This window comes from Hydrogenophaga sp. FW305-3-2-15-A-LB1 (assembly GCF_058787875.1).
Map to the genome: position 1 here is coordinate 31,336 of NZ_JBYTAE010000030.1, position 25,467 is coordinate 56,802.

Genomic DNA, 25,467 nt, shown 5'->3' on the forward strand with positions numbered 1-25,467 from the left:
CAAAATAGCTGATTCGAAGCTCTATGAATTCGTTCAGGTTGTGCGTGTGCACAACCCGAACAACAAGTTATGCCTGACGACCATAGCGAGGTGGTCCCACTCCTTCCCATCCCGAACAGGACAGTGAAACGCCTTTGCGCCGATGATAGTGCGGGTTCCCGTGTGAAAGTAGGTCATCGTCAGGCTCTTACCCAGCCCCCAAACCCCCTCGTGTCTTCGACACCTGGGGGTTTGGGCATTTATAAGTGTAAGGGTATGGTTTTCGGTTGAAGAGATTTTCAAGCCTCTTGCAAAACGACCAAAAACTGTGTCATAATACGAGGCTCAGCTGATCGCAGCTAAGCAAGCAGACGAAGGTGGTGAGAGCCGCTGGGTTTGCGAGGATCATTAAAAACATACAGCCGATAAGCGTGGGCGTTTGAAGGCGATTGCGAAAACGGGCTCGAAAGAGTCCAAGTCGCAAGACTTTAAACGCTCATGAGAATAGAAGTGAAGTTCACTTCAATTCCGTTTTTATGAGTAATTTCAAGATCGAACTAAAGAGTTTGATCCTGGCTCAGATTGAACGCTGGCGGCATGCTTTACACATGCAAGTCGAACGGTAACAGGCCGCAAGGTGCTGACGAGTGGCGAACGGGTGAGTAATGCATCGGAACGTGCCCAGTCGTGGGGGATAACGCAGCGAAAGCTGCGCTAATACCGCATACGATCTATGGATGAAAGCGGGGGACCGTAAGGCCTCGCGCGATTGGAGCGGCCGATGTCAGATTAGGTAGTTGGTGGGGTAAAGGCTCACCAAGCCGACGATCTGTAGCTGGTCTGAGAGGACGACCAGCCACACTGGGACTGAGACACGGCCCAGACTCCTACGGGAGGCAGCAGTGGGGAATTTTGGACAATGGGCGCAAGCCTGATCCAGCAATGCCGCGTGCAGGAAGAAGGCCTTCGGGTTGTAAACTGCTTTTGTACGGAACGAAAAGGCTCTGGTTAATACCTGGGGCACATGACGGTACCGTAAGAATAAGCACCGGCTAACTACGTGCCAGCAGCCGCGGTAATACGTAGGGTGCAAGCGTTAATCGGAATTACTGGGCGTAAAGCGTGCGCAGGCGGTTTTGTAAGACAGGCGTGAAATCCCCGGGCTCAACCTGGGAATTGCGCTTGTGACTGCAAGGCTGGAGTGCGGCAGAGGGGGATGGAATTCCGCGTGTAGCAGTGAAATGCGTAGATATGCGGAGGAACACCGATGGCGAAGGCAATCCCCTGGGCCTGCACTGACGCTCATGCACGAAAGCGTGGGGAGCAAACAGGATTAGATACCCTGGTAGTCCACGCCCTAAACGATGTCAACTGGTTGTTGGGTCTCTTCTGACTCAGTAACGAAGCTAACGCGTGAAGTTGACCGCCTGGGGAGTACGGCCGCAAGGTTGAAACTCAAAGGAATTGACGGGGACCCGCACAAGCGGTGGATGATGTGGTTTAATTCGATGCAACGCGAAAAACCTTACCCACCTTTGACATGTACGGAATTTGCCAGAGATGGCTTAGTGCTCGAAAGAGAGCCGTAACACAGGTGCTGCATGGCTGTCGTCAGCTCGTGTCGTGAGATGTTGGGTTAAGTCCCGCAACGAGCGCAACCCTTGTCATTAGTTGCTACGAAAGGGCACTCTAATGAGACTGCCGGTGACAAACCGGAGGAAGGTGGGGATGACGTCAAGTCCTCATGGCCCTTATAGGTGGGGCTACACACGTCATACAATGGCTGGTACAAAGGGTTGCCAACCCGCGAGGGGGAGCTAATCCCATAAAGCCAGTCGTAGTCCGGATCGCAGTCTGCAACTCGACTGCGTGAAGTCGGAATCGCTAGTAATCGTGGATCAGCATGTCACGGTGAATACGTTCCCGGGTCTTGTACACACCGCCCGTCACACCATGGGAGCGGGTCTCGCCAGAAGTAGTTAGCCTAACCGCAAGGAGGGCGATTACCACGGCGGGGTTCGTGACTGGGGTGAAGTCGTAACAAGGTAGCCGTATCGGAAGGTGCGGCTGGATCACCTCCTTTCTGGAAAAAGAGCAATCAAGCTCAAACGCTCACACTTATCGGTTGTTGGAAGGACGTCGCCAGCGATTCGGGCTTAGGCCTGGAGAGATCAAGCGACCGGCTTGGGTCTGTAGCTCAGTTGGTTAGAGCACCGTCTTGATAAGGCGGGGGTCGTTGGTTCGAGACCAACCAGACCCACCATCCCCTCCAATGAGCGCAAGTTATCCTGGGGGATTAGCTCAGCTGGGAGAGCACCTGCTTTGCAAGCAGGGGGTCGTCGGTTCGATCCCGTCATCCTCCACCAAAACAACGTTGCTCCGGTGACGTTCTTGTCTGATAAATCTACATCAAAGCATCTTGGCCAGTCTGGTTGAGGATGTTTTGATGTTGATTGATATCCATCGATTGACAGGCGATCGCAAGATCGCCACGGCTGTTCTTTAAAAATTCATAGAGTCGAATCAGCGTTGCTGATGGAAAGCACATATTCGTAAAGGTTTCATGTGCACCGTGCCATCAGCAACATTTTTTGATTGCGTCAACGAATATTCAATTTGATCGAAAGATGCGAATTGAAACGGCATAACGCGTCAGGTGAAAGACCTGACAGACATTTGCTTGATGTGATTTTGTATCTTGTTGGGTTGCGAGACCTGGTGAGATGTCAAAGTTATAGGGTCAAGTGAATAAGAGCACGTGGTGGATGCCTTGGCGATGATAGGCGACGAAGGACGTGATAGCCTGCGATAAGCTTCGGGGAGCTGGCAAATTAGCTTTGATCCGGAGATTTCCGAATGGGGAAACCCACCTAGCAGTAGGTATCGCATGATGAATACATAGTCATGCGAGGCGAACCGGGTGAACTGAAACATCTCAGTAGCTCGAGGAAAAGACATCAACCGAGATTCCGAAAGTAGTGGCGAGCGAAATCGGAAGAGCCTGTTAGTGATAGCACAAGACTTAACGGAACGCTTTGGAAAGGGCGGCCATAGCGGGTGATAGCCCCGTACGTGAAAAGACCTGTGTGGTACTGAGCTAACGACAAGTAGGGCGGGACACGAGAAATCCTGTCTGAATATGGGGGGACCATCCTCCAAGGCTAAATACTCATCATCGACCGATAGTGAACAAGTACCGTGAGGGAAAGGCGAAAAGAACCCCGGGAGGGGAGTGAAATAGATCCTGAAACCGCGTGCTTACAAAAAGTAGGAGCCTCGAAAGGGGTGACTGCGTACCTTTTGTATAATGGGTCAGCGACTTACATTCAGTGGCAAGGTTAACCGAATAGGGAAGCCGTAGAGAAATCGAGTCCGAATAGGGCGATTCAGTCGCTGGGTGTAGACCCGAAACCAAGTGATCTATCCATGGCCAGGATGAAGGTGCCGTAACAGGTACTGGAGGTCCGAACCGACTAGTGTTGCAAAACTAGCGGATGAGCTGTGGATAGGGGTGAAAGGCTAAACAAACTTGGAAATAGCTGGTTCTCTCCGAAAACTATTTAGGTAGTGCCTCAAGTATTACCGTCGGGGGTAGAGCACTGTTTTGGCTAGGGGGTCATGGCGACTTACCAAACCAAGGCAAACTCCGAATACCGATGAGTACAGCTTGGGAGACAGAGCACCGGGTGCTAACGTCCGGACTCAAGAGGGAAACAACCCAGACCGCCAGCTAAGGTCCCTAAAATTGGCTAAGTGGGAAACGAAGTGGGAAGGCTAAAACAGTCAGGATGTTGGCTTAGAAGCAGCCATCATTTAAAGAAAGCGTAATAGCTCACTGATCGAGTCGTCCTGCGCGGAAGATGTAACGGGGCTAAGCCAGTTACCGAAGCTGCGGATTTGCAATTTATTGCAAGTGGTAGGAGAGCGTTCTGTAAGCCTGTGAAGGTGTCTTGTAAAGGATGCTGGAGGTATCAGAAGTGCGAATGCTGACATGAGTAGCGTTAAAGGGGGTGAAAAGCCCCCTCGCCGTAAGCGCAAGGTTTCCTACGCAACGTTCATCGGCGTAGGGTGAGTCGGCCCCTAAGGCGAGGCAGAGATGCGTAGCTGATGGGAAACAGGTCAATATTCCTGTACCGATTACAAGTGCGATGTGGGGACGGATCTTAATAGGTTATCCGGCGGTTGGATGTGCCGGTTTAGACAGATGTAGGCGACACGTAGGCAAATCCGCGTGTCATATACCGAGGCTGTCGATCGAGCGAGCTTGCTCGCGAAGTAACTGAACGAGGTCCCAGGAAAAGCCACTAAGCTTCAGCTTGTAATTGACCGTACCGCAAACCGACACTGGTGCGCGAGATGAGTATTCTAAGGCGCTTGAGAGAACTCAGGAGAAGGAACTCGGCAAATTGACACCGTAACTTCGGAAGAAGGTGTGCCCTAGTAATGTGATGAGAACATCTGAGCATGAATGGGTTGCAAAAAATTGGTGGCTGCGACTGTTTATTAAAAACACAGCACTCTGCAAACACGAAAGTGGACGTATAGGGTGTGACGCCTGCCCGGTGCTGGAAGATTAATTGATGGGGTGCAAGCTCTTGATCGAAGTCCCAGTAAACGGCGGCCGTAACTATAACGGTCCTAAGGTAGCGAAATTCCTTGTCGGGTAAGTTCCGACCTGCACGAATGGCGTAACGATGGCCACACTGTCTCCTCCTGAGACTCAGCGAAGTTGAAATGTTTGTGATGATGCAATCTCCCCGCGGAAAGACGGAAAGACCCCATGAACCTTTACTGTAGCTTTGTATTGGACTTTGAACAGATCTGTGTAGGATAGGTGGGAGGCTTTGAAGCAGGGTCGCTAGATCTTGTGGAGCCAACGTTGAAATACCACCCTGGTGTGTTTGAGGTTCTAACCTAGGTCCATTATCTGGATCGGGGACAGTGCATGGTAGGCAGTTTGACTGGGGCGGTCTCCTCCCAAAGTGTAACGGAGGAGTTCGAAGGTACGCTAGGTACGGTCGGACATCGTGCTAATAGTGCAATGGCATAAGCGTGCTTAACTGCGAGACTGACAAGTCGAGCAGATGCGAAAGCAGGACATAGTGATCCGGTGGTTCTGTATGGAAGGGCCATCGCTCAACGGATAAAAGGTACTCTGGGGATAACAGGCTGATACCGCCCAAGAGTTCATATCGACGGCGGTGTTTGGCACCTCGATGTCGGCTCATCTCATCCTGGGGCTGTAGCCGGTCCCAAGGGTATGGCTGTTCGCCATTTAAAGAGGTACGTGAGCTGGGTTTAAAACGTCGTGAGACAGTTTGGTCCCTATCTTCCGTGGGCGCTGCAGATTTGAGGAAGCCTGCTCCTAGTACGAGAGGACCGGAGTGGACGCACCTCTGGTGTACCGGTTGTCACGCCAGTGGCATTGCCGGGTAGCTAAGTGCGGAAGAGATAACCGCTGAAAGCATCTAAGCGGGAAACTCGTTCCAAGATGAGATCTGCCGGGGCCTTGAGCCCCCTAAAGAGTCGTTCAAGACCAGGACGTTGATAGGTCAGGTGTGGAAGCGCAGTAATGCGTTAAGCTAACTGATACTAATTGCTCGTGCGGCTTGACCCTATAACTTTGATGAAAATCATCAGAGTCAAATGTCATCCGACTGAAAAGTCATGTTATGCCCGAAGGCTCAGCAATGAGTCCATCGTTGGCAGCAATCAAAATAGCTGATTCGAAGCTCTATGAATTCGTTCAGGTTGTGCGTGTGCACAACCCGAACAACAAGTTATGCCTGACGACCATAGCGAGGTGGTCCCACTCCTTCCCATCCCGAACAGGACAGTGAAACGCCTTTGCGCCGATGATAGTGCGGGTTCCCGTGTGAAAGTAGGTCATCGTCAGGCTCTTACCCAGCCCCCAAACCCCCTCGTGTCTTCGACACCTGGGGGTTTGGGCATTTATGGGCTGAAATCTCTCAAAGGGTCGCGTCGCAGCAGACCTATTGATCCGCCCATCTATCGATTGATGACTAGGTCCCCGTTTCTGAACAGGGCTTGGCTTCGTTCAAGCTCGATCAGCAACTGATCCAGCCATTCGCGGGTCTGTATTCTGTCGTGACGCACTGCCTGCGGCATGGTGTTGAAAAAGTAGCTGGTGGCAAGCACCCAATCCAGCAAGGCGTCCATCGACACGGATTGCCACTCCAGCAGCTTGAACTTGATCAGCACCTTCAGGGCATGTCGCCGGTGCTTGTCGGGTTGGGTCACGAACTGTTCCAAGCGGCTGCGCGCATGGGCGAGTGCTCCAGAAAAATCATTGAAGACCCGGCCATGTCCGGGGATAACGGTCGTGGGGGTGAGTGCTTCCATGAGATCCAAGGTGGCCGCTACCTCATCAAACGCTGAAACGCCTTCGAGCTCGGGAAAGACAATGCCGAAGCCGTTTTCCCACAGTGCATCCGCCGAAATCAGCAGCCGATGCTCGGCCTGGAAGAGGACGATGGAATGAGGATCGTGCCCCTTGGCCGCGTGGATATCCCAATTCAGTGAACCCAAGCGAATGGAGGTGCCTGGCGTCAGCAGACCTTGGTGCGTGAACCGAGGGCAAGACTGGCCCGTAGGCTCAAAGGTCAGGGCCACTGGATCCCAATTCGCGACCGAAGCGGCCTGACCAGGCGGTATCAGGGTGCGCAATGCAGGATAGGCTTGCTGCAGTTCGGCATTGCCGCCGCAATGGTCGCTGTGAAGGTGCGTGTTCAGGAGCAGATCCAGCGGCGCCCCCTCCAGGTTGGCCGCCACGAGCGCCAGCGTCTGAGGCGCATGCGCCGAATAACCCGAGTCCACCAACGCGGTAGGGCCCTCGCCTCGAATCAGGATGTTGTTGGCCGACAGCCAGCCCCGTTCCAGGCAGGTGACACCGGCGTTGGCAAGGGTTGAATGGGGGTCGTCGATCGGTGCCGGTGAAGAACGGGATGGCATGCAGTGAGAGTGCCTCAGTGGGCAACTGGCGTGCGCAAGGCGCGCCGAAGTATTTTGCCCACGTTGCTCTTCGGCAGCTCGTCCCGGAATTCAATGAGCTTGGGCCGCTTGTAGCCGGTCAGGTTGTCCTGGCAGTAACGTGCCACGTCTTCCTCGCGCAGGGTGGGGTCCGAACGCACCACAAACACCTTGACCGCCTCGCCTTGCTTGTCGTCCTCGATGCCGATGGCCGCGCACTCGAGCACCCCCGGGCACAGCGAGATGACGTTCTCCAGCTCACTGGGGAACACGTTGAAGCCGGAAACGAGGATCATGTCCTTCTTGCGGTCGACGATGCGCGTGAAGCCCTGCGGGTCCATGACCCCCACATCGCCCGTTCGCATGAAACCATCGGGTGTGAACGCGCGTGCGGTCTCATCGGGTTGCTGGTAGTAGCCCACCATCACATTCGGCCCCTTGATGCAGATCTCGCCGGTTTCACCCAGCGCCACGCTGCGGCCTTCGTCGTCCTTGATCGCGATGTCAATGCCAGGCAGAGGCAGGCCGATGGTGCCGCTGAACTGCTGGCTGGTGACCGGGTTGTTGGTCCCGATCGCGCAGGTCTCGCTCATGCCCCAGCCTTCGATCATGGTGCAGCCGGTGACGGCCTTCCATTGCCGTGCCGTGCCTTCCGACGCGGCCATGCCCCCGGCCTGCGACAGCGCAAGATTCGAAAAATCCAACTGACGGAACTGGGGGTTCTGCAGCAGGGCGTTGAACAAGGTGTTCACCGCGGGCAGCACGTGGAATGCGCGCCGCTTGAGGGTGGCCACCAGTTGCGGGATGTCGCGCGGATTGGGCACCAGGGTCATGTGCGCCCCCCAGCGGATGGTGAGCAGGCTCAGGGTCAGCGCAAAGATGTGGTACAGCGGCAGCGCCGCGATGCCGTTGACCTGCCGCAGGTCGCCGACCTTTTGCAGCGCGGGCTTGAACCAGGCTTCGGCCTGCAGGATGGCGGCGATGATGTTGCGGTGGGTGAGCACCGCGCCCTTGGACAAACCGGTGGTGCCTCCCGTGTACTGCAGGAAGGCCACGGAGTCCAAGGTGTCGCTGGTGGGCTGGAGGCGCATGCCACTGCCTTCGGCGATGACGTGGCGGAAGTTCACGATGGTGCGCTCGCCCAGGGGGCCTGTTCGGGCCAGCTTGTAGGCCGGGACCATCTTGGCGAGATGCCGCACGGCGAACGTGATCCAGCGCCCGTACCAGAACCCCAGCTGGTCGCCCAGGCTGGCGATGACCACGTGCTCCACCGAGGTCTGGTCGATCACCTGTTCGAGCGTGTGGGCGAAGTTCTCCAGGATGACGATGGCCTGAGCCCCGGAATCCTTGAGCTGGTGCTCCAGTTCTCGCGCGGTGTAGAGCGGATTGACGTTCACCACGGTGTAGCCAGCGCGCACGATCGCGGCCATGGTGATCAGGAACTGCGGCACATTCGGCAGCATGATGGCCACGCGCGCACCTGGCACCAAGCCTCGGCCCTGAAGCCAGGCCCCCATGGCGGCACTCAGGCCGTCCAGTTCGCCGTAGCTCATCCACTGTTCCATGCACACGCTCACGGGCTGGCGGGCATGTTGCTTGAACGACTCTTCGAGCAGGTCGGCCAACGAGCGGTAACGTTCGGGCGTCACCTCGGGGGCAACGCCTTCGGGGTATTGGGTGAGCCAGGGTCGGGTCATGGGTTTCGCTGTGACAGAGAGGGATGGACCATTCTGGCAAGCCGGCGCCCGGGTGCATACCGGGCCAGCCCTAAGGCGCTGTCACCCAAAGCACACGCGATCCCGGAGGCCTCAACGAGCCTCAGGGACCCTGGCCAACTCGGCGGACAGTGCCGCGCTGCAGGCGGCCTCGCCCTCGTCGAACAGGGTACTGATCCAACGCGATTCCCTTGCGCTGATGGTGTCGAGGAAGTTCCGTGCATCCCCCAAGGAGGCAAAGGCATCGAAGCCGCTTTCCAGGAAATGTTGCAAGGCATCGAGGCCCGCCGCGCGGGCCGGGTTGCGCATCATGCGCAAGGCCAGCCGCAAGGGCTTCATGCGGGTGAGGCGCTGCAACTCGCGCCCCATGTGCTGCACGACCGCCAGTTGGCGCGCGCGCGCATCGCGGTCGCCGGTCAGCCGCCAGGCGCGCGTGTAGCGCAGGGCGGGGGACAGCGTGGCGTCCTGCGGCAACCAGTGCGTGGCCATGTGGTGGTCGAGCACTTCGGTCAAGGCGTGGGTCTCGGCCAGATCCACCGCGAGCTGGGCCACGGCTTCCGGGAACAGGCGTTCCAACGCGCCGGCGATGCGGGCGAATTGCGCGTCGCGCCGGGCGAAGTCGTGCACGCCGTAGAGCTCCTCCAGAAAGAAGCGGGTCGCGGGTGCATACACCGGGTGCTCAAGGAAGTCGGCGTACGTGGCGCGGAAGCGCCGGGCCTGCAGCCGTTTCACCTCGTTCACCGCCCGGTCGAGGCCTGCCGTGCGGGCTTGCTGGCGCAGATCGCTGACACGCGCCAGGTGCGTGCGGATGCGGTCGGCGGCGCTGGGGTTCTGGGTCATGGCGGGCTCAGGCAGAGGCGGTGTGCCAGTCTAATTCGGACAGCCCACTCCGTGAGATAGTTCGGCCATGTCCCCTCCGACGCAGACGCCCCCAAGACACGTTCCCCGCTCCAGCCTGGCCCGCTTGCAGCAGGCGCTGGTGCTCGGTACGCTGGTGTTCGTGGGGGCGTGGGTGTTCTTCTGGTGGCCGCGATCCCCCACGGTGGCTGTGGTGGGCGCCTTGTTGTCGCTGGGCGGCTATGCGCTGGTGCTCGCCCTGGAGGGGCTGGCCGCGGCCCGGCTGAACCGGGGCGATGCCGCACCCCCGGCGGGATGGCCGGGTTTGGCGGGCGCCTGGTGGCAGGAGGTCCGCGTGGCGCCGCAGGTGTTTGCCTGGCGCCAACCCTTCTTCTGGGCGAGCCTGCCGGACGACGTCGACCCGCGCGAAGGCCCGGTGCCCGCTGTGGTGTTCGTGCACGGCTTCGTGTGCAATAGAGGCCTGTGGTTGCCCTGGATGCGCCGCTTGCGCAGCCAGGGCGTGCCCTATGTGTCGGTCAACCTGGAGCCGGTGTTCGGCGACATCGACGACTACGTGCCCCTCATGAGCGACGCCGTGCGGCGCGCCCAGGCCCTCACGGGCCGTCCCCCGGTGCTGGTGTGCCACAGCATGGGTGGCCTTGTTGCGCGGGCGTGGCGGGCGGCCGAGCCGGACACGCCGGTGCACCAGGTCATCACCATCGGCAGTCCGCACCGAGGCACCTGGCTGGGGCGCTTCAGCCGTGTGGCCAACGGCCGGCAGATGCGGCAGGACGGGCACTGGCTGGCGGCCTTGGCCCGGCGCGAAGCGCAGATCCAGCCGCAGGACACCTATGCCGACTTCGTGTGCTGGTACTCCAACGCCGACAACATCGTGTTCCCGGCCTCCACCGCCACCTTGCCCGGGGCCGACAACCGGTTGGTGCCCGGCGTGGCCCACGTAGCGCTGGCCTTTCACCCCAGGGTGATGGACGAGTCGCTGGCGATCGTGGCGTCGGCCGGCAGGTCGCCGAGCGAACGCACCGCCTTGTAGAGCGGCGCGAAGTCGGGCGCCGTCATTTCGAACAGCTGGTCGAAGCCGTCGATGACGAAGTAGGTGGCCTGGTAGTCGTCGATCTTGTAGCGCGTGCGCATGCAGCGCAGCAGATCAAGCGCGATGCGCTGGGGTTGCGGGCTGGTGACGCTGTGGCGCAGCTCGCCCGACGAACTCAGGATGCCGGCGCCGTACGCGCGCAACCCGTCTTCCTGGCGGATCAGGCCGAACTCGATCGTGTACCAGTACAGCCGCGAGAGCAGCTCGCCCGCGCCCAGGTCGTGGGCCTTCAGGCCACCCGCCCCGTAGCGCTGCACGTAGTCGGCAAACACCGGGTTGAACAGCAGCGGTACGTGGCCGAAGAGGTCGTGGAACACATCGGGCTCGACGATGTAGTCGAACTCGGCGGGCGTGCGGATCCAATCGGTCACCGGGAAACGGCGGTTGGCCAGCAGGTCGAAAAAGGGCCGCTCGGGAATCAGGCCGGGCACGGCCACGATTTCCCAGCCGGTTGCGGGCTTGAGGCGTTCGTTGATCTCTTCGAAGCGGGGAATGCGGTCCTTCACGCCCAGCGAAGGCAGGGCCTCGATGAAGGCGTCGCAGGCCAGGCCCGGCAGCAGCGCGGTCTGGCGCTCGTAGAGGCGGTGGTAGGTGTCGTGGTCGGCCTCGGTGTACGAGGCCCAGTTCTGCGGGCAGGTGTAGTCGCCCCGCGCACGCGAGTAGTCGCCGCGCGGCGGGCGGTCGCTGGCGCCATAGACGACGGGTTCAACGGCCATCGCGTCTGCCCTCAGGCCTTGAGCACGCCACGGCGCACCTGGTCGAGCTCCATGGTCTCGAACAGGGCCTTGAAGTTGCCTTCGCCGAAGCCCTGGTTGCCCTTGCGCTGGATGAACTCGAAGAAGATCGGGCCGAGCTGGTTCTCGCTGAAGATCTGCAGCAGCAGTTCACCGGGTGTGCCGTCCACCAGGATGTTGCGCTGCTTCAGGGCCTCGAGGTTTTCGCCGTGGTTCGGGATGCGCTTGGGCAGCAGCTCGTAGTAGGTCTCGCTGGTGTTGAGCAGCTTCACGCCGCTGAGTTCGAGCGCGTCCACCGTGTCGTACAGGTTGGTCGAGCCCATGGCGATGTGCTGGATGCCCTCGCCGTGGTACCGGTCCAGGTACTCCTGGATCTGCCCCGATTTCTCGTTGCCCTCTTCGTTGATCGGGATGCGGATCTTGCCGCAAGGGCTGGTCATGGCCTTGCTCTTCACGCCGGTGGCCTGGCCCTCGATGTCGAAGTAGCGCACCTCTCGGAAGTTGAACAGGCGTTCGTAGAAGCCCGCCCACTCCTCCATGCGGCCGCGGTGCACGTTGTGCGTCAGGTGGTCGATGTAGGTCAGGCCGTGGCCGACGGGGTTGAGTTCGGCGCCGGGCAGGGGCTCGAAGTCCACATCGAAGAAACCGATGTTGCCGATGTCGCCCGTCTTGGCGCCGTTCTTGCCGCGCCACTTGTCGATGAAGTAGATGATCGAATCGCCGATGCCCTTGATGGCCGGGATGTTCAATTCGCCCGGCCCGGCCGATTGCGCATAGCCCCAGGCACCGAGTGAGATGGCTCGTTCGTAGGCCGCCTTGGCATCGGCCACGCGGAAGGCGATCGCGCACACGCTGGGACCATGCAGGCGCGCGAAGCGCTGCGCAAAGCTGTCGGGTTCGGCGTTGATGATGAAGTTGATCTCGCCCTGGCGGTACAGGGTGACGGCCTTGTGGCGGTGCTTTGCGATCGCTTTGAAACCCATGCGCTCGAACAGCGCGCCCATGGCCACGGGATCGGGCGCCGCGTATTCGATGAATTCGAAGCCGTCCGTGCCCATGGGGTTGTCCCATGGGGGGGCGGCGGTCTGGGCGGCGGCGGGCAAAGGCGTGTTCATGGCGGTCTCCGTTGTGTGTGGGCAGTGGGCCACTGTATCGGCGCAGGGTGTCACGATTCCGGCGTTTTGGGGCGCGCCACTCGTCTGAATTGCAGGAATCTTGCAAAATGACGCGCATGGAAGCACTCGATAAGCTTGATCGCCACATTCTGCGCAGCCTGCAGGCCGACGGCCGCGCCACCTACGACCAGATCGCGGAAGCGGTGGGCCTCTCGCCCAGCGCTGTGCTGCGCCGGGTGAAGCGGCTGGAGGAGGCGCACGTCATCGACCGCTATGTGGCCCTGGTGCGGCCCGAGGCGGTGGGGCTGGGGCTGACCGCCCATGTGAGCGTGCGGCTCGAGAAACATTCCGACAGCGCCAAGCGCAACCCCATGGACCTGTTCCGCGCCAGCGTGCTGTCGTGGCCCGAGGTGGTGGAATGCGCCGCGCTCACGGGCGACATGGACTTCCACCTGCGCCTGGTGGTGGCCGACATGGCCGCCTATTCGCGCTTCATCATGGATACCCTGCTCAAGCACCCCAGCGTGCAGGATTGCAAGACCAGTTTCGTGATGGACCGCGTGAAAAGCACCACGGCTTTGCCGTTGTGAGGGTGTTTTCGTCCCCGTCCGTCGGGTTCCCGCGGGTTTAGGGGTTTGCGTCCTTGTCGTTATAGGGATAACCCGTACATTCGTGCCCATGGTTGATCCCACCCGCTGGTTCAAGTCGACGCCGCTGCAGGCGCAGGCCGAGGTGCGCGCTTCGTCGTCCACCGGCGGCACGCCCGAGCGCGGGGACAAATCGAACCCGGTGATGGTGCCGATCCGGTCGATCGGTCCCGGGCAGATCGACCGCATCGAGGCGCACCTCCTGGAACTGGATACGAACGACCGCTACCTGCGCTTCGGGTATGCCGCCAACGACGAGCAGATCCGCCGCTACGTGGCGCAGCTCAATTTCGATCGCGACGAGCTCTTCGGCATCTTCAACCGCCGGCTCGAGCTCATCGCCATGGCCCACCTCGCGTTCTCGCTCGACCCCCAGTACACCAGCTGCGCCGAGTTCGGCGTGTCGGTGGTCAAACATGCGCGTGGCCGGGGTTACGGCGGCCGCCTGTTCGAGCGCGCCGTCATGCACGCACGCAACGAGGGCGTGCAGATGCTGTTCATCCATGCGCTGTCGGAAAACACAGCGATGCTCAAGATCGCCCGCCGTGCTGGCGCGGTGATCGAGCGCGACGGCTCCGAGTCCGAGGCGCACCTGCGGTTGCCGCCGGCGGACTTCGACTCGCGCGTGACAGAAATGGTCAACGAGCAGGTGGCCATCACCGACTACCACCTCAAGGCCCAGGCCAAGCAGTTCTGGGGCTTTCTGTCGGTGCTGCAGGACATCCGCCAGGGCGTGCGCGAAGCACGCGAGCGCGTCCGGGGCTGAGCCCGTCCGGGGCCGCGGGGCCCGCGCGGCTTTGCGCGCCGACACCCGCATGGGGTATCCTTCCGCCCTGTTACAACCTCCCCCCATCCTTCAGTGGCCGACTCCCCTCCCAGTAGCGGGCCGCAGCGCAGCCTGCGGCATGCCGACAAACGTGGTTTTCTGCAAAAGCTTGCGGAATTCATCCATCCCGGACCGGATTCCAAGGACGAGCTGATCGAAACCCTCGCCGAGGCCGAGGACAACGACATCATCAACGCCGAGTCGCGCGTCATGCTCGAAGGCGTGATCCGCATCGCGGACATGACCGCCGGGGATGTGATGGTGGCCACCCCGCGCATGGATGTGCTGGACATCGATGCGCCCTTCGACGAACTGCTGCACCTGGTCATCGACACCGCGCACTCGCGCTTTCCGGTGTTCGAGGGTGAGCGCGAGAACATCATCGGCATCCTGCTGGCCAAGGACCTGCTCAAGCTGCAGCGCGCGCCCGCGCTCAACATCCGCGCGCTGTTGCGCCCGGCCACCTTCGTGCCCGAAAGCAAGGGCCTCAACGACCTGCTGCGCGAGTTCCGCGGCAACCGCAACCACCTGGCGATCGTGATCGACGAGTTTGGCCGCGTGGCCGGCCTGATCACCATCGAGGACGTGCTCGAGGAAATCGTCGGCGAGATCGAAGACGAATTCGACGTGGCCGAGGACGATGGCGACATCTTCGCCCTGGCCGACGGCACCTGGCGCGTGAGCGGCGACACGCCGATCGAGCGCATCAACGAATCCTTCGGGTTGAAACTGTCCGAAGAAGACTTCGACACCATCGGCGGCATGATCGCCCACGCCATGGGCCACGTGCCCAAGCGGGGCGAAGTCCATGCGCTCGACGGCCTGCGCTTCACCGTGCTGCACACCAAGGGCGGCGCCGTGAAGTGGTTCAAGGTCATGCCCGTGCCGGGCGAGGCCTGAGCCCGCCCAACCCCATGCGAAGCCTTTTCGGGTCACTCCACACGCCGTCGAGTTTCAACCCGATGAGCCGCCGCCCGCCCGGGCGCAACGCGCGCGGCAGCGGTTTCGCCTGGTTCCTCGTGTGCCTGCTGGGCGGTGCCTTGCAGGCGACCTCCATCGCCTGGCCTTTCGCGGGCTGGAGCCTGCCGGGCGCCGTGCAGGGCCAGCCCAATGGCTGGTGGCAGATCGCCTCGCTGGCGCTGCTGGTGCTGGCGCTGCAGTACGCCACCCGGGTGGGGCAGGCGGTGTGGCGCGGCTGGGTGTTTTCCACTGTCTGGCTGGCGGGCACCTTCTGGTGGCTGTTCATTTCCCTGCACACCTACGGCGGCCTGCCCGCCTGGCTGGCGGTGCTGGCCGTGCTCGCGCTGGCGGGGCTGCTGTCGATCTATTACGCGGTGGTGGTGGGTTTCCTCTGCGCCTGGGCGCCGGTGTCGCGCACCGCTCAAGGGCTGATGTTCGCCTCGCTCTGGACGCTGGCCGAACTGGCGCGCGGCCACTGGTTCACCGGTTTCCCCTGGGGCGCGGGGGGCTACGCGCACGTTGACCTGATGGCCCCTTGGGCGCCGCTGGTGGGGGTCTATGGCATGGGCTTCCTGGCGGCCGTGTTGGCCTATTCGTTGGCCTCCATCGTCTCCGGCCTCTGGCGGCGCTTCAGCGTCTGGATGCAGTCGCCCGTCAGCCGGCCGGTGGGCCGCACGGCGGGTGGCATGGTGGCGCCGGCGCCCCGGGTGCAGGCCCGCCTGGTGCCGGGCCTGGCCGATGGCTGGCCCGGTGTGCTGCGGTCGCTGGCCCTGTTCCTGGTGGTGGGGGTGCTGCTGGTGAGCCTGATCGGCGGCGGCACGGTGTGGCGCGGCCTGGGTCACCGGGACACCGCCGCGACGGGTGAGTTGCGGGTGTGGCTGCTGCAGGGCAACATCGCCCAGGATCAGAAATTCGAGCCCGGTACGGGCGTGGCCCAGGCGCTGAACTGGTACCCCCAACAGATCACCGAGGCCGTGCAGGCCGCGCGCAGTTCCGCGACCGGCCCGCAGCTGGTGGTCGCGCCGGAAACCGCCATTCCCCTGCTGCCCGGCCAACTGGGCCCCGACTTCTGGCAGCCGCTGCTGGGACACCTGGCCGAGCAACCGGCTGGCACCGGCGTCGGCGCGCTGGTGGGCTTGCCGCTGGGCAGCATGGAGCGGGGCTACACAAACTCGGTCTGGGGGATCCACTCGGGCTCGGCCCATCGACTGCAGGCTCAGCCCCGGCTGGACACGCCGGACAACGGCCTGTACCGCTACGACAAGCACCACCTGGTGCCCTTCGGCGAGTTCATTCCGCCGCTGTTCCGCTGGTTCACCGACCTCATGAACATCCCGCTCGGGGACTTCAACCGGGGCGCCCTGGCGCAGCCGGCCTGGGCGGTGTCGGGGCAGCGCGTGGCGCCCAACATCTGCTATGAAGACCTGTTCGGCGAAGAGCTCGCGGCCTCGTTCCGCGATCCCACGGCCGCGCCCACCGTGCTGGTCAACCTGAGCAACATCGCCTGGTTCGGCGACAGCATCGCGATCGACCAGCACCTGCAGATCTCGCGCCTGCGCGCGATCGAGTTGGGCCGGCCCATGCTGCGGGCCACCAACACCGGCGCCACGGCCGTCATCGACCACCAGGGCCAGGTCACGCACGAGCTGCAGCGGCTCACGCGCGGCCGTCTGGAGGCCTCGGTGCAGGGCCGCAGCGGCCTCACGCCGTACGCACAGTGGACCGCGCGCTGGGGCCTGGTGCCCCTGTGGGTGGTCTGCGCCGTGCTGGCGCTGCTGATTGCCTCCACCCGCAACCTGGGCCGCCGGGGCGGGCGCACCCGCCGCCGCTGAGCGCGCCCGTAAAATCGGGCACTTGGGGCATTCCTGGCGCGATGCCGCGCCACGCCCCCACCCATACCATCCCTCGGCCGGGCTTCGTTCCCGGCTTCTTTCGCATGTTGACCTTCCAGCACATCATTCTGAAACTGCAGTCCTATTGGGACGCCCAGGGCTGCGCGCTGCTGCAGCCCTACGACATGGAGGTGGGGGCCGGCACCAGCCACACCGCCACCTTCCTGCGCGCGCTCGGCCCTGAGCCCTGGAAGGCCGCCTACGTGCAGCCCAGCCGCCGCCCCAAGGACGGCCGCTACGGCGAGAACCCCAACCGCCTGCAGCACTACTACCAGTACCAGGTGGTGCTCAAGCCCGCGCCGAGCAACATCCTCGAGCTCTACCTCGGCAGCCTGGAGGCCCTGGGCTTCGACCTGAAGAAAAACGACATCCGCTTCGTCGAGGACGACTGGGAGAACCCCACACTCGGCGCCTGGGGCCTGGGCTGGGAGGTCTGGCTCAACGGCATGGAAGTGACGCAGTTCACCTACTTCCAGCAAGTGGGGGGCATCGACTGCAAGCCCATCACCGGCGAGATCACCTACGGCCTGGAGCGCCTGGCCATGTACCTGCAGGGCGTGGACAACGTCTACAACCTCAAATGGACGGACACGCTGAGCTACGGCGACGTCTACCTGCAGAACGAGAAGGAACAGTCGGCCTACAACTTCGAACACAGCGACGCCGACTTCCTCTTCACCGCCTTCAACGCGCACGAGAAACAGGCCAAGCACCTGATGGAGCAACAGCTCGCGCTGCCCGCCTACGAACAGGTGCTGAAGTGCGCGCACAGCTTCAACCTGCTGGACGCGCGCGGCGCCATCAGCGTGACCGAGCGCGCTGCCTACATCGGCCGCATCCGCAACCTGGCGCGCGCCGTGGCGCAGAGCTACTACGACAGCCGCGAGCGCCTGGGCTTCCCCATGGCGCCGCGCGAGTGGGTGGAACAGATGGTGAAGAAGGCCGCGTGAGCGCCGGGTGAAAGAACAAGAATGACCGCACAGAACCTGCTCGTTGAGCTGTTTGTCGAAGAGCTGCCGCCCAAGGCGCTGAAGAAACTCGGCGATGCCTTCGCCAGCGTGCTGGGTGACCAGCTCAGGGCCCAGGGCCTGGCACCGGCCGATGCGGCCGTGACCCCCTTCGCCTCGCCGCGCCGCCTGGCCGCGCACGTCACCGGCGTGCTGGCGCGCGCGGCCGACAAGGCCGTGTCGCAGAAGCTCATGCCCGTGAGCGTGGGGCTGGACGCCAACGGCCAGCCCACGCCCGCCCTGCTCAAGCGCCTGGCCGCGCTCGGCGCCGACGCGTCGGCCGTGGCCGGCCTCAAGCGCGCGCCGGACGGCAAGGCCGAGGCCTTGTTCCACGACAGCATCGCGCCCGGGGCTGAACTGGCCGTCGGCCTGCAGAAGGCGCTGGATGAAGCCATTGCCAAGCTGCCGATCCCCAAGGTCATGAGCTACCAGCTCGAGACCGATTGCGAACTGCCCGGCTGGAGCAGCGTGAACTTCGTGCGCCCCGCGCACGGCCTGGTCGCGCTGCATGGCGGCAGCGTCGTGCCGGTGAAGGCGCTGGGGCTGACCGCGCGCCACACCACGCAGGGTCATCGCTTCGAGGCGCTGGTCTCGCCGGTGGTGCTGACGGACGCCGACAGCTACGCCGCCACGCTCGCCCAAGACGGCGCGGTGATCGCCTCGTTCGCCGAACGCAAGGCCGAGATCGCGCGCCAGCTCGCGGCGGCCGCCGCGAAGGTGGGCGGCGGTTGCCGGCCGATCGAGGACGACGCACTGTTGGACGAAGTGACCGCATTGGTCGAGCGGCCCAACGTGCTCATCTGTGAGTTCGAGACCCAGTTTCTCGACGTGCCGCAGGAATGCCTCATCCTCACGATGAAGGCCAACCAGAAGTATTTCCCCTTGCTCGATGCCCAGGGCAAGCTGACCCACCGTTTCCTGGTGGTCAGCAACATCAGCCCCGCGGACCCGAGCGCGGTGATCGGCGGCAACGAGCGCGTGGTGCGCCCGCGCCTGGCCGATGCCAAGTTCTTCTTCGACCAGGACCGCAAGAAGACGCTGGCCTCGCGCGTCGACGGCCTGGGCAAGGTGGTCTATCACAACAAGCTCGGCACGCAGGGCGAGCGCATGGAGCGCGTGCGCGCCATCGCGCGGGCCATCGGCCAGCAACTGGGGGGCGAGGTGCTCGCGCAACAGGCCGACACCGCCGCGCAGCTCGCCAAGACCGACCTGCTGACCGACATGGTGGGCGAGTTCCCCGAGCTGCAGGGCATCATGGGCGGCTACTACGCGCGCCACGATGGCCTGACCGAGGACATCGCCTTCGCGATCGAAGACCACTACCGTCCCCGCTTTGCCGGCGATGAGCTGCCGCGCAACACGACCGGTGTGGTGGTGGCGCTGGCCGACAAGCTGGAGACCCTGGTCGGCATGTTCGGCATCGGCAACCTGCCCACCGGCGACAAGGACCCGTTTGCGCTGCGCCGGCATGCGTTGGGCGTGGTGCGGATGCTGGTCGAGAAGAACCTTCCGATCGATCTGAGCGCCCTGTTGCAATCGGCCGTGCCCGCTTTCGGCGCGCTGATCACCGACCCCAGTGCGGCCTTGTCCGACTTCATCTACGACCGCCTCGCCGGTGGCCTGCGCGAGCAGGGCTACAGCGCCCAGGAGGTCGATGCCGTGCTGGCCCTGCGCCCGTCGCGCCTGGGCGAGGTGGCCCTGCGCCTGCAGGCCGTGCGCGCGTTCGCCGCGTTGCCCGAAGCGCCCGCGCTTGCCGCTGCCAACAAGCGCATCGCCAACATCCTCAAGAAGGCCGAAGGCGAGGGTGCGGCGGTGCAGGAAGCGTTGCTGGTCGAGGCCGCCGAAAAGGGGCTGTCCGCCGCCATGCAGGCCACCGTGCCCGCCGCCAACGCGAAGTTCGACGCCGAGGACTACACCGGCTCGTTGCAGGCGCTCGCCGCGCTGCGCGCGCCGGTCGATGCCTTCTTCGACGGCGTGATGGTCAACGCCGACGACCCCGCGCTCAAGGCCAACCGCCTCGGCCTGCTGCGCGAGTTGCACCACGCCATGAACCGCGTGGCCGACCTGTCCCGTCTGGCGACCTGACACCACCATGAAGCTGCTCATCCTCGACCGCGACGGCACGCTCAACCGCAGCCGGGACGACTACGTCGCCTCGCCGGACGAGTGGGAGCCATTGCCGGGTGCGCTCGAGGCGGTGGCGCGGCTCAACCAGGGTGGCTGGCGCATCGTGCTGGCCACCAACCAGTCCGGCATCGGTCGGGGCCTGTTCGACATGGCTTCGCTCAACGCCATCCACGCCAAGATGCACCGCCAGCTCGCCGCGGCCGGGGCGCGCGTGGAGGCGGTGTTCATGTGCCCGCACGCGCCCGAAGACGCGTGTGCCTGCCGCAAGCCCGCGCCCGGCCTGTTCCTGCAGATCGGCGCGCGGTTCGGCATGCCGCTGCCCACGGTGCATGCGGCCGGCAACGCGATGCGCCACGTGCGCGCGGCCGCCGCAGCGGGCTGCCGCACCCATTTGCTGATGACGGGCAAGTCCGAACACCTGCGGGGCCGCCTGGGCTCGGGGGCGGCCGTGGACCTCGTGGCGCTCGCGCCCGACCTGCCGCCCGGCACGCACCCCCACGACGACCTCGGCGCCTTCGCCGACTGGCTGCTCGCGCAGCCCACCACCTGATCCTCGATTCCCCAACATGATCCTCATCCATCTGCTGCGCTCGGTCCTGCACACCCTGTTCATGGCCGTGACCGTGGTGCCCTGGGCGCTCGCGGTGCTGATCGCCGCGCCATTTCTCAACAGCACGCAGATCTACTGGATGTGCGCGGGCTGGCTCAAGCTCGCGGTGGCGAGCGGCCAGCTGATCCTGGGCATCCGCAACGAGGTGATCGGCTTCGAGAACCTGCCGGTGGGCAGCACCGCGCCGGCGGTGCTGCTGCTCAAGCACCAGTCCACGTGGGAAACCTTCTGCATGCCCGCGCTGATGCCGCACCCGCTGGCCTACGTGTTCAAGAAGGAACTGCTCTACGTGCCTTTCTTCGGCTGGGCCATGAGCCGCATGGACATGATCCACATCGACCGCAGCAAGCGCGCCCAGGCCTTCAACAGGGTGGTCGAACAAGGCCAACGCCTGCTCAATCAGGGCACCTGGGTCATCATGTTTCCCGAGGGCACGCGCATCCCGCGCGGCCAGAAGGGCCAGTACAAGAGCGGTGGCACGCGGCTGGCCGTGGCCACGGGCGCGCCCGTGATCCCGATCGCGGTCACCTCGGCCAAGTGCTGGCCGCGCAAGGCCTTCATCAAGCGGCCGGGCACGGTGGAGTTCTCCATCGGCAAGCCCATCCCCAGCGAGGGCCGTGAGCCCGACGAGCTGATGCGCGAGGTCGAGGCCTGGATCGAAGCGGAAATGCGCCGCCTCGATCCCGAGGCCTACCGCACTGCCTGAGCACCGCCATGCAGCGCTTCGTGCAACTGGCGCTCGACTTCCTTGGCGCCCCCGCGCCCGAGCTCCAGCGGCCCGCATCGCCGCCACCGCCGCCCGCGGTGGCCGCACCCCCGGCCCTGCCCATGACCCAGGTGTTCCAACCGGCGGCCTGGCACCACCCGCGCGCCAACCGCATGCTGCGGCTGGGCGCCTGCGAGGTGGCCTACGAATTCAAGCGCGGCAAACGCCGCACCATCGGCCTGTCGGTCAGCACCGACGGCTTGAGCGTGAGCGCGCCGCGCTGGACGCCGGTGGGCGAGGTCGAGGCGTTGCTGCACGACAAGTCGGCCTGGGTGCTGGAGAAGCTGCAGAGCGCCCGCCAGCGCGCCGGCGAAATGGAGCAGGCGCGCATCCGCTGGGCCGATGGGGTCGAGTTCGACTACCTCGGTGAGCGCATGCGCCTGGTGCTCGACCCCACGCACACCTTCACGCAGGTGGGCGGGGTGTTCGAGCCGGCGGTGGCGCCGGGTGGCCTGGCGACGCTGCGCATGGGGCTGGCCCGCAATGCCCAGGAAACGCAGATCCGCGACGCCGCACAGGCCTGGCTGATGAAGCGGGCCAAGGCCCTGTTCATCGAGCGCCTGGACCACTTCGCGCCACAACTGGGCGTGCGCTACAGCAAGCTGCGCCTGTCCAGCGCCGGCACGCGCTGGGGCAGCGCGAGCGCCGACGGGTCGATCCGCCTGAACTGGCGCCTGATCCACCTCAAGCTGGACATGATCGATTACGTCGTGGTGCACGAGCTCAGCCATCTGCACCACATGGACCACAGCCCGCAGTTCTGGGATGTGGTCGCGCGGGTCCTGCCCGACCACGCCCAGCGCCGCCGCGCGCTGCGCGAGGCGGCCGTGCCGCTGGACGAATGACACCCCGGCGTGCGGGTCTCGCCGCAGAGCGATTCCGTTAAGATCGCCGCCTGACGTTGACGTAAACGTCAAATAACAGGGCACCCCCCATGGCGACGAACCCGACTTACACCATCAGCGACCTGGCCCGCGAGTTCGACCTGACCACGCGCGCCATCCGCTTCTATGAGGACATGGGCCTGCTGCAACCGCAGCGCGAAGGCCCGGGGGGCCGCAACCGGGTCTACACCTCGCGCGACCGCACGCGCCTCAAGCTCACCTTGCGCGCCAAGCGCCTGGGGCTGTCGCTGACCGAGGCCAAGGACATCATCGACATGTACGACAGCCCGCGCGACACCGGACCGCAGCTGCGCAAGTTCCTCACCGTGCTGGCCGACCACCGCCACCAGCTGGAGGAGCAGATGGCCGATCTGCTGGCCAACCTCGACGAGGTGAAGACGCACGAGAAGGAAGCCCGCGCCCTGCTGGGCAAGATCGAAAAAAGCCCCAAGGCCTGACGGCCGGGGTAAGCTGCCGGCGTCCGTGGCCATGGGGCCGCGTCCTCGAAGAAAAGTGAAAGGCCGTTGCCATGTCCCTGATCGCCAGCATCGTCGTTGCGCTCGTCGCGCTGCTGCACTTCTACTTTCTCGTGCTCGAGATGTTCCTGTGGGACAAGCCGGCCGGCATGCGCGCCTTCGGCCAGACGCCCCAGTCGGCTGCGGCCACCAAGGTGCTCGCGGCCAACCAGGGGCTGTACAACGGCTTTCTGGCCGCCGGCCTGCTCTGGGGCCTGTGGCTGGGCCCCGAGGGCTTTGGCGTGAAAGTGTTCTTCCTGCTTTGCGTGTTGATCGCCGGCCTCTACGGCGCGGTCACGGCGAGCCGCAAGATCCTGTTCGTGCAGGCGCTGCCTGCCGCGCTGGGGCTCGTGCTGGTCTGGCTGAGCCGCACGGCCTGATCTAGGCCGCGGTGGCGCCCGCCGTGTACAGGCGCACGAATTCCCCGCTCGGGGGGATCGGTTTGATCACATCGATCAGCACGCCGTCGGGCCCTTGCACGATGAAGTGGCGCTGGCCAAAGGCTTCGTCCCGCAAGCCGAGCAGCACGGTCAGGCCCTGGGCGATCGCGCGCTCGTATTCCGCGTCCACGTCGGCCACCTCGAAGTTGATCAGCACCCCCGAGGCCCGGCCGCCCCGCGCGCTGGCCGGGATCGTGGTGTGCGTGCCATCAAGGATGGCGAGGTTGACCGTCGGGTCTTCGCTGGATTGCAGGTGCACATACCAGCCGCAGTCGAACAGGCTGGTGAGGCGGAAGTGGGTTTCGTAGAAGCGGGCCGTCTCGGCCACGCGGTCGGTCATGAGGACGGGATAGTACGAGGTGGATTTCATGGCGGATCTCCTGTAAAAAACATACAATATGCATGTAACTTCAATATAACATACAGTCTGAATGTATGCAAAATACCCTTCCACCCCAACGCCGTTCCCAAGGTGAGCGCACCGACGCCACCCGCGCCGCGCTGGTGAGCGCGGCGCGGGCGCTGTTCGAGGCCCGGGGCTTCGCCGCCACGGGCACGCCCGAGATCGTCGCGGCCGCGAACGTGACCCGGGGCGCGCTGTACCACCATTTCACGGACAAGACCGAGCTGTTCCATGCCGTGGCCCGTCAGGTGGCGCAGGAGGTGGCGGACGAGATCGCGCAGCGTTCGCGGCACCAGCCGAAGCCGGTGGACGCGCTGCTGGCGGGCGCCCAGGCCTATTTCGCCGCCATGGCCGAGGCCGGCCGCGCCCGCCTCTTGCTGCTCGAAGCCCCGGCCGTGCTGACGGCCGAGCAGGTGCTCGGTTTGAGCGACCTCGCGGGTTTCCAGGCCTTGCAGGAGGGTTTGCAGAACGCGCTGAAAGACAGCCCCGAGGCCGTGCTGCCCCTGCGCGAGCTCAGCGTGCTGCTATCGGCGGCGTTCGACCGCGCGGCACTGGCGATCGCCCGGGGCGAATCGGCCGAGCCCTATGAGCAGGCGGTTCGTCTGCTGCTGTCACGCCTCGTCCCGGTCTGAGGCTTCTTCGAGCCAGACCACACGGCCCTGGCCGGCGTCGTTGAGGCGCGTCACCAGGGCTTCGGCTTGCGGTTCGGGCACTTGCAGCGACACCGTCACGCCGTCGCCATGCAGCGCTTCGACCAGGCGCGCGCCGTGGCCGTCGAGCTCGCGGCGCAGCCAGCCTTCCAGCGCGTAGGGCAGCACGCAGCGCAGTGCGCGCCAGCGCACCACCGGCACCTTGTCGGCCTGCAGCAGCGCCTGGGCCACGCTGTCGGTGTAGGCGCGCACCAGGCCGCCCGCGCCCAGCGGCGTGCCGCCGTAGTAGCGCACCACGGTCGCGAGCACGCCCTCCAGGTCCTGGTGGCGCAGCACCTCCAGCATGGGCCGCCCGGCGGTGCCGCCGGGTTCGCCGTCGTCGTTGGCGGCGGAGTGGCCACCGGCCATGAGCGCCCAGCACACGTGGGTGGCGCCCGGGTGTGCGGCGCGCAAGGCCGCGACCCGCCGCAGCGCCGAGGCGCGGTCCGCCATCGGCTCCACGCAACCGACGAAGCGGCTTTTCTTGATCAGGCTTTCGCTGTGAACCGGGGCGGACAGGGTGTAGGGCATGGGGCGTCGAGCATAGCCCTGTGGCCGACGCGGCTCGGCGCCGTTGAAATTGACGTTTACGTAAACGTCAACGTAGAATCGCGGTTCACTGCCTGTTGCGAGACACCTCTTGACCTCTCCCACCTTCGAGCCGCGCCACGCCGGTTTTGACCAGCGCACGCGCGAGAGCTTTGCGCGCCAGGCCGCCATGCGCACCCTGGGCGCCACGCTGGCCTCGGTGGTTCCCGGCCGGGTCGAGATCACCTTGCCCTGGGCCGAGCCGCTGACCCAGCAGCACGGGTTTCTGCACGCGGGCATCGTGGCGACCGCGCTCGACTCCGCGTGCGGCTACGCCGGCTTCACGCTGATGGCGTTGGAGGCCGCGGTGCTCACCATCGAATTCAAGATCAACCTGCTGGCGCCCGCGCAAGGCGAGAGCTTTCGCATGGTCGGCACGGTGATCAAGCCCGGGCGCACCGTCACGGTGTGCGAAGGCCACGCCTATGCCATCGACGGCGGGCGCGAGAAGCTGATCGCCACCATGGGCTGCACCCTCATGGCGGTGGTCGGCCGCGACAATATCCAGGGCTGAGCCCTTTTCCCAAACACCCACGGAGACCCGCATGACCAACCTGCCCGGCCTGAACTTCCAGCTTGGAGAAGACATCGACGCGCTGCGCGACGCGGTGCGCGATTTCGCGCAGGCCGAG

21 protein-coding genes, 2 tRNA genes and 4 rRNA genes are annotated in these 25,467 nt (G+C 63.9%); 20 read left to right on the forward strand and 7 right to left on the reverse strand.

The genetic code is table 11. The features are described from left to right. The first annotated feature begins 72 nt into the window (after nucleotides 1–72). From rrf (AC3WPZ_RS11345) to rrf (AC3WPZ_RS11370), 6 genes are all read left to right on the forward strand, one after another. Nucleotides 73–185 (forward strand): 5S ribosomal RNA (gene rrf, locus AC3WPZ_RS11345). Nucleotides 186–533: 348 nt separating this feature from the next. After that, nucleotides 534–2,062 (forward strand): 16S ribosomal RNA (locus tag AC3WPZ_RS11350). A 103-nt stretch (nucleotides 2,063–2,165) separates the two neighbouring features. Then, nucleotides 2,166–2,242, forward strand: a tRNA-Ile gene (locus AC3WPZ_RS11355). 27 nt (nucleotides 2,243–2,269) lie between these two features. After that, a tRNA-Ala gene (locus AC3WPZ_RS11360) sits at nucleotides 2,270–2,345 on the forward strand. Between the two features lie 372 nt (nucleotides 2,346–2,717). Further along, nucleotides 2,718–5,596: ribosomal RNA gene (locus AC3WPZ_RS11365) — 23S ribosomal RNA — on the forward strand. Nucleotides 5,597–5,764: 168 nt separating this feature from the next. Beyond that, nucleotides 5,765–5,877: ribosomal RNA gene (gene rrf, locus AC3WPZ_RS11370) — 5S ribosomal RNA — on the forward strand. The 16S, 23S and 5S rRNA genes sit together here with 2 tRNA genes alongside, the layout of an rRNA operon. Before the next feature lie 111 nt (nucleotides 5,878–5,988). Here the strand turns inward: rrf (AC3WPZ_RS11370) and AC3WPZ_RS11375 are convergent. The 3 genes from AC3WPZ_RS11375 to AC3WPZ_RS11385 form a co-directional block, all read right to left on the reverse strand. Continuing rightward, complete coding sequence (locus tag AC3WPZ_RS11375) at nucleotides 5,989–6,951, reverse strand: MBL fold metallo-hydrolase (RefSeq protein ID WP_492439605.1); 963 nt, start codon at nucleotides 6,949–6,951, stop codon at nucleotides 5,989–5,991. Nucleotides 6,952–6,965: 14 nt separating this feature from the next. Further along, nucleotides 6,966–8,666 carry an AMP-binding protein gene (locus AC3WPZ_RS11380; RefSeq protein ID WP_444688116.1) on the reverse strand — a complete coding sequence of 567 codons (1,701 nt, stop codon included), beginning with the start codon at nucleotides 8,664–8,666 and terminating at the stop codon, nucleotides 6,966–6,968. Nucleotides 8,667–8,777: 111 nt separating this feature from the next. Next, entirely contained in the window at nucleotides 8,778–9,524 is a 747-nt protein-coding gene (locus AC3WPZ_RS11385; protein ID WP_492439607.1) for an FFLEELY motif protein, read from the reverse strand. 67 nt (nucleotides 9,525–9,591) lie between these two features. Here AC3WPZ_RS11385 and AC3WPZ_RS11390 point away from each other — a divergent pair, with 67 nt between their 5' ends. Then, nucleotides 9,592–10,572 carry an alpha/beta hydrolase gene (locus AC3WPZ_RS11390; protein WP_492439609.1) on the forward strand — a complete coding sequence of 327 codons (981 nt, stop codon included), beginning with the start codon at nucleotides 9,592–9,594 and terminating at the stop codon, nucleotides 10,570–10,572. Here the strand turns inward: AC3WPZ_RS11390 and phhA are convergent. Both phhA and hppD read right to left on the reverse strand, forming a co-directional pair. Continuing rightward, nucleotides 10,494–11,348 (reverse strand): phenylalanine 4-monooxygenase, encoded by an 855-nt coding sequence (phhA, locus tag AC3WPZ_RS11395; protein ID WP_492439611.1) that lies wholly within the window; start codon nucleotides 11,346–11,348, stop codon nucleotides 10,494–10,496. The genes AC3WPZ_RS11390 and phhA overlap by 79 nt on opposite strands. An 11-nt stretch (nucleotides 11,349–11,359) precedes the next feature. Continuing rightward, nucleotides 11,360–12,481 carry a 4-hydroxyphenylpyruvate dioxygenase gene (hppD, locus tag AC3WPZ_RS11400; protein WP_382162524.1) on the reverse strand — a complete coding sequence of 374 codons (1,122 nt, stop codon included), beginning with the start codon at nucleotides 12,479–12,481 and terminating at the stop codon, nucleotides 11,360–11,362. A 116-nt stretch (nucleotides 12,482–12,597) separates the two neighbouring features. Here hppD and AC3WPZ_RS11405 point away from each other — a divergent pair, with 116 nt between their 5' ends. The 11 genes from AC3WPZ_RS11405 (at nucleotide 12,598) to AC3WPZ_RS11455 (ending at nucleotide 23,095) form a co-directional block, all read left to right on the forward strand. Beyond that, nucleotides 12,598–13,071 carry an Lrp/AsnC family transcriptional regulator gene (locus AC3WPZ_RS11405; protein ID WP_291113027.1) on the forward strand — a complete coding sequence of 158 codons (474 nt, stop codon included), beginning with the start codon at nucleotides 12,598–12,600 and terminating at the stop codon, nucleotides 13,069–13,071. 88 nt (nucleotides 13,072–13,159) lie between these two features. Next, nucleotides 13,160–13,894, forward strand: coding sequence for a GNAT family N-acetyltransferase (locus AC3WPZ_RS11410; RefSeq protein WP_291113025.1), 735 nt, complete (start codon nucleotides 13,160–13,162; stop codon nucleotides 13,892–13,894). Nucleotides 13,895–13,987: 93 nt separating this feature from the next. Then, nucleotides 13,988–14,854, forward strand: a complete 867-nt coding sequence (locus AC3WPZ_RS11415) for a CorC family transporter (RefSeq protein WP_492439613.1) — start codon at nucleotides 13,988–13,990, stop codon at nucleotides 14,852–14,854. A 62-nt stretch (nucleotides 14,855–14,916) separates the two neighbouring features. Then, on the forward strand, nucleotides 14,917–16,746 hold the full coding sequence (gene lnt, locus AC3WPZ_RS11420) for an apolipoprotein N-acyltransferase (protein WP_492439615.1): 1,830 nt from the start codon (nucleotides 14,917–14,919) through the stop codon (nucleotides 16,744–16,746). A gap of 104 nt (nucleotides 16,747–16,850) precedes the next feature. Continuing rightward, a complete protein-coding gene (gene glyQ / locus AC3WPZ_RS11425) occupies nucleotides 16,851–17,756 on the forward strand; it encodes a glycine--tRNA ligase subunit alpha (RefSeq protein ID WP_297395311.1) in 906 nt (301 codons plus the stop codon). Between the two features lie 21 nt (nucleotides 17,757–17,777). Then, nucleotides 17,778–19,898, forward strand: a complete 2,121-nt coding sequence (gene glyS, locus AC3WPZ_RS11430; protein ID WP_492439616.1) for a glycine--tRNA ligase subunit beta — start codon at nucleotides 17,778–17,780, stop codon at nucleotides 19,896–19,898. A 7-nt stretch (nucleotides 19,899–19,905) separates the two neighbouring features. After that, nucleotides 19,906–20,490 (forward strand): D-glycero-beta-D-manno-heptose 1,7-bisphosphate 7-phosphatase, encoded by a 585-nt coding sequence (gene gmhB, locus AC3WPZ_RS11435; RefSeq protein ID WP_492439617.1) that lies wholly within the window; start codon nucleotides 19,906–19,908, stop codon nucleotides 20,488–20,490. Nucleotides 20,491–20,515: 25 nt separating this feature from the next. After that, nucleotides 20,516–21,256, forward strand: coding sequence for a lysophospholipid acyltransferase family protein (locus tag AC3WPZ_RS11440; protein WP_382163766.1), 741 nt, complete (start codon nucleotides 20,516–20,518; stop codon nucleotides 21,254–21,256). Nucleotides 21,257–21,264: 8 nt separating this feature from the next. After that, nucleotides 21,265–22,161: a M48 family metallopeptidase gene (locus AC3WPZ_RS11445; protein ID WP_444688122.1), complete on the forward strand. Its 897-nt coding sequence runs from the start codon at nucleotides 21,265–21,267 to the stop codon at nucleotides 22,159–22,161. Between the two features lie 89 nt (nucleotides 22,162–22,250). After that, the gene (locus AC3WPZ_RS11450) at nucleotides 22,251–22,658 is read left to right on the forward strand and encodes a MerR family transcriptional regulator (protein WP_291113012.1); all 408 of its coding nucleotides are present in this window, start codon (nucleotides 22,251–22,253) and stop codon (nucleotides 22,656–22,658) included. Between the two features lie 71 nt (nucleotides 22,659–22,729). Next, on the forward strand, nucleotides 22,730–23,095 hold the full coding sequence (locus tag AC3WPZ_RS11455) for a DUF1304 domain-containing protein (protein WP_382162507.1): 366 nt from the start codon (nucleotides 22,730–22,732) through the stop codon (nucleotides 23,093–23,095). Nucleotide 23,096: 1 nt separating this feature from the next. On the opposite strand, the gene AC3WPZ_RS11460 is transcribed toward AC3WPZ_RS11455, so the two are convergent. Next, the gene (locus AC3WPZ_RS11460; protein ID WP_382322996.1) at nucleotides 23,097–23,525 is read right to left on the reverse strand and encodes a VOC family protein; all 429 of its coding nucleotides are present in this window, start codon (nucleotides 23,523–23,525) and stop codon (nucleotides 23,097–23,099) included. Between the two features lie 65 nt (nucleotides 23,526–23,590). On the opposite strand from AC3WPZ_RS11460, the gene AC3WPZ_RS11465 reads away from it, so the two are divergent. After that, complete coding sequence (locus AC3WPZ_RS11465; protein ID WP_492439620.1) at nucleotides 23,591–24,190, forward strand: TetR/AcrR family transcriptional regulator; 600 nt, start codon at nucleotides 23,591–23,593, stop codon at nucleotides 24,188–24,190. On the opposite strand, the gene AC3WPZ_RS11470 is transcribed toward AC3WPZ_RS11465, so the two are convergent. Then, nucleotides 24,170–24,778: an IMPACT family protein gene (locus tag AC3WPZ_RS11470; protein WP_492439622.1), complete on the reverse strand. Its 609-nt coding sequence runs from the start codon at nucleotides 24,776–24,778 to the stop codon at nucleotides 24,170–24,172. The two genes, AC3WPZ_RS11465 and AC3WPZ_RS11470, sit on opposite strands and share 21 nt — an antisense overlap. A 187-nt stretch (nucleotides 24,779–24,965) precedes the next feature. On the opposite strand from AC3WPZ_RS11470, the gene AC3WPZ_RS11475 reads away from it, so the two are divergent. Continuing rightward, a complete protein-coding gene (locus tag AC3WPZ_RS11475; protein ID WP_382325849.1) occupies nucleotides 24,966–25,349 on the forward strand; it encodes a PaaI family thioesterase in 384 nt (127 codons plus the stop codon). Nucleotides 25,350–25,467 lie beyond the last annotated feature (118 nt).

What these genes read in the sequence shown, in the direction of transcription:
- AC3WPZ_RS11460 (WP_382322996.1), bottom strand. Translation starts at nt 23,525, where the DNA reads ATGAAATCCACCTCGTACTATCCCGTCCTCATGACCGACCGCGTGGCC.
- AC3WPZ_RS11455 (WP_382162507.1), top strand. Translation starts at nt 22,730, where the DNA reads ATGTCCCTGATCGCCAGCATCGTCGTTGCGCTCGTCGCGCTGCTGCAC.
- AC3WPZ_RS11445 (WP_444688122.1), top strand. Translation starts at nt 21,265, where the DNA reads ATGCAGCGCTTCGTGCAACTGGCGCTCGACTTCCTTGGCGCCCCCGCG.
- phhA (WP_492439611.1), bottom strand. Translation starts at nt 11,348, where the DNA reads ATGGCCGTTGAACCCGTCGTCTATGGCGCCAGCGACCGCCCGCCGCGC.
- AC3WPZ_RS11385 (WP_492439607.1), bottom strand. Translation starts at nt 9,524, where the DNA reads ATGACCCAGAACCCCAGCGCCGCCGACCGCATCCGCACGCACCTGGCG.
- AC3WPZ_RS11465 (WP_492439620.1), top strand. Translation starts at nt 23,591, where the DNA reads ATGCAAAATACCCTTCCACCCCAACGCCGTTCCCAAGGTGAGCGCACC.
- AC3WPZ_RS11470 (WP_492439622.1), bottom strand. Translation starts at nt 24,778, where the DNA reads ATGCCCTACACCCTGTCCGCCCCGGTTCACAGCGAAAGCCTGATCAAG.
- AC3WPZ_RS11390 (WP_492439609.1), top strand. Translation starts at nt 9,592, where the DNA reads ATGTCCCCTCCGACGCAGACGCCCCCAAGACACGTTCCCCGCTCCAGC.
- gmhB (WP_492439617.1), top strand. Translation starts at nt 19,906, where the DNA reads ATGAAGCTGCTCATCCTCGACCGCGACGGCACGCTCAACCGCAGCCGG.
- glyS (WP_492439616.1), top strand. Translation starts at nt 17,778, where the DNA reads ATGACCGCACAGAACCTGCTCGTTGAGCTGTTTGTCGAAGAGCTGCCG.
- lnt (WP_492439615.1), top strand. Translation starts at nt 14,917, where the DNA reads ATGAGCCGCCGCCCGCCCGGGCGCAACGCGCGCGGCAGCGGTTTCGCC.
- AC3WPZ_RS11410 (WP_291113025.1), top strand. Translation starts at nt 13,160, where the DNA reads ATGGTTGATCCCACCCGCTGGTTCAAGTCGACGCCGCTGCAGGCGCAG.
- glyQ (WP_297395311.1), top strand. Translation starts at nt 16,851, where the DNA reads ATGTTGACCTTCCAGCACATCATTCTGAAACTGCAGTCCTATTGGGAC.
- AC3WPZ_RS11450 (WP_291113012.1), top strand. Translation starts at nt 22,251, where the DNA reads ATGGCGACGAACCCGACTTACACCATCAGCGACCTGGCCCGCGAGTTC.
- AC3WPZ_RS11475 (WP_382325849.1), top strand. Translation starts at nt 24,966, where the DNA reads ATGCGCACCCTGGGCGCCACGCTGGCCTCGGTGGTTCCCGGCCGGGTC.
- AC3WPZ_RS11380 (WP_444688116.1), bottom strand. Translation starts at nt 8,666, where the DNA reads ATGACCCGACCCTGGCTCACCCAATACCCCGAAGGCGTTGCCCCCGAG.
- AC3WPZ_RS11405 (WP_291113027.1), top strand. Translation starts at nt 12,598, where the DNA reads ATGGAAGCACTCGATAAGCTTGATCGCCACATTCTGCGCAGCCTGCAG.
- hppD (WP_382162524.1), bottom strand. Translation starts at nt 12,481, where the DNA reads ATGAACACGCCTTTGCCCGCCGCCGCCCAGACCGCCGCCCCCCCATGG.
- AC3WPZ_RS11375 (WP_492439605.1), bottom strand. Translation starts at nt 6,951, where the DNA reads ATGCCATCCCGTTCTTCACCGGCACCGATCGACGACCCCCATTCAACC.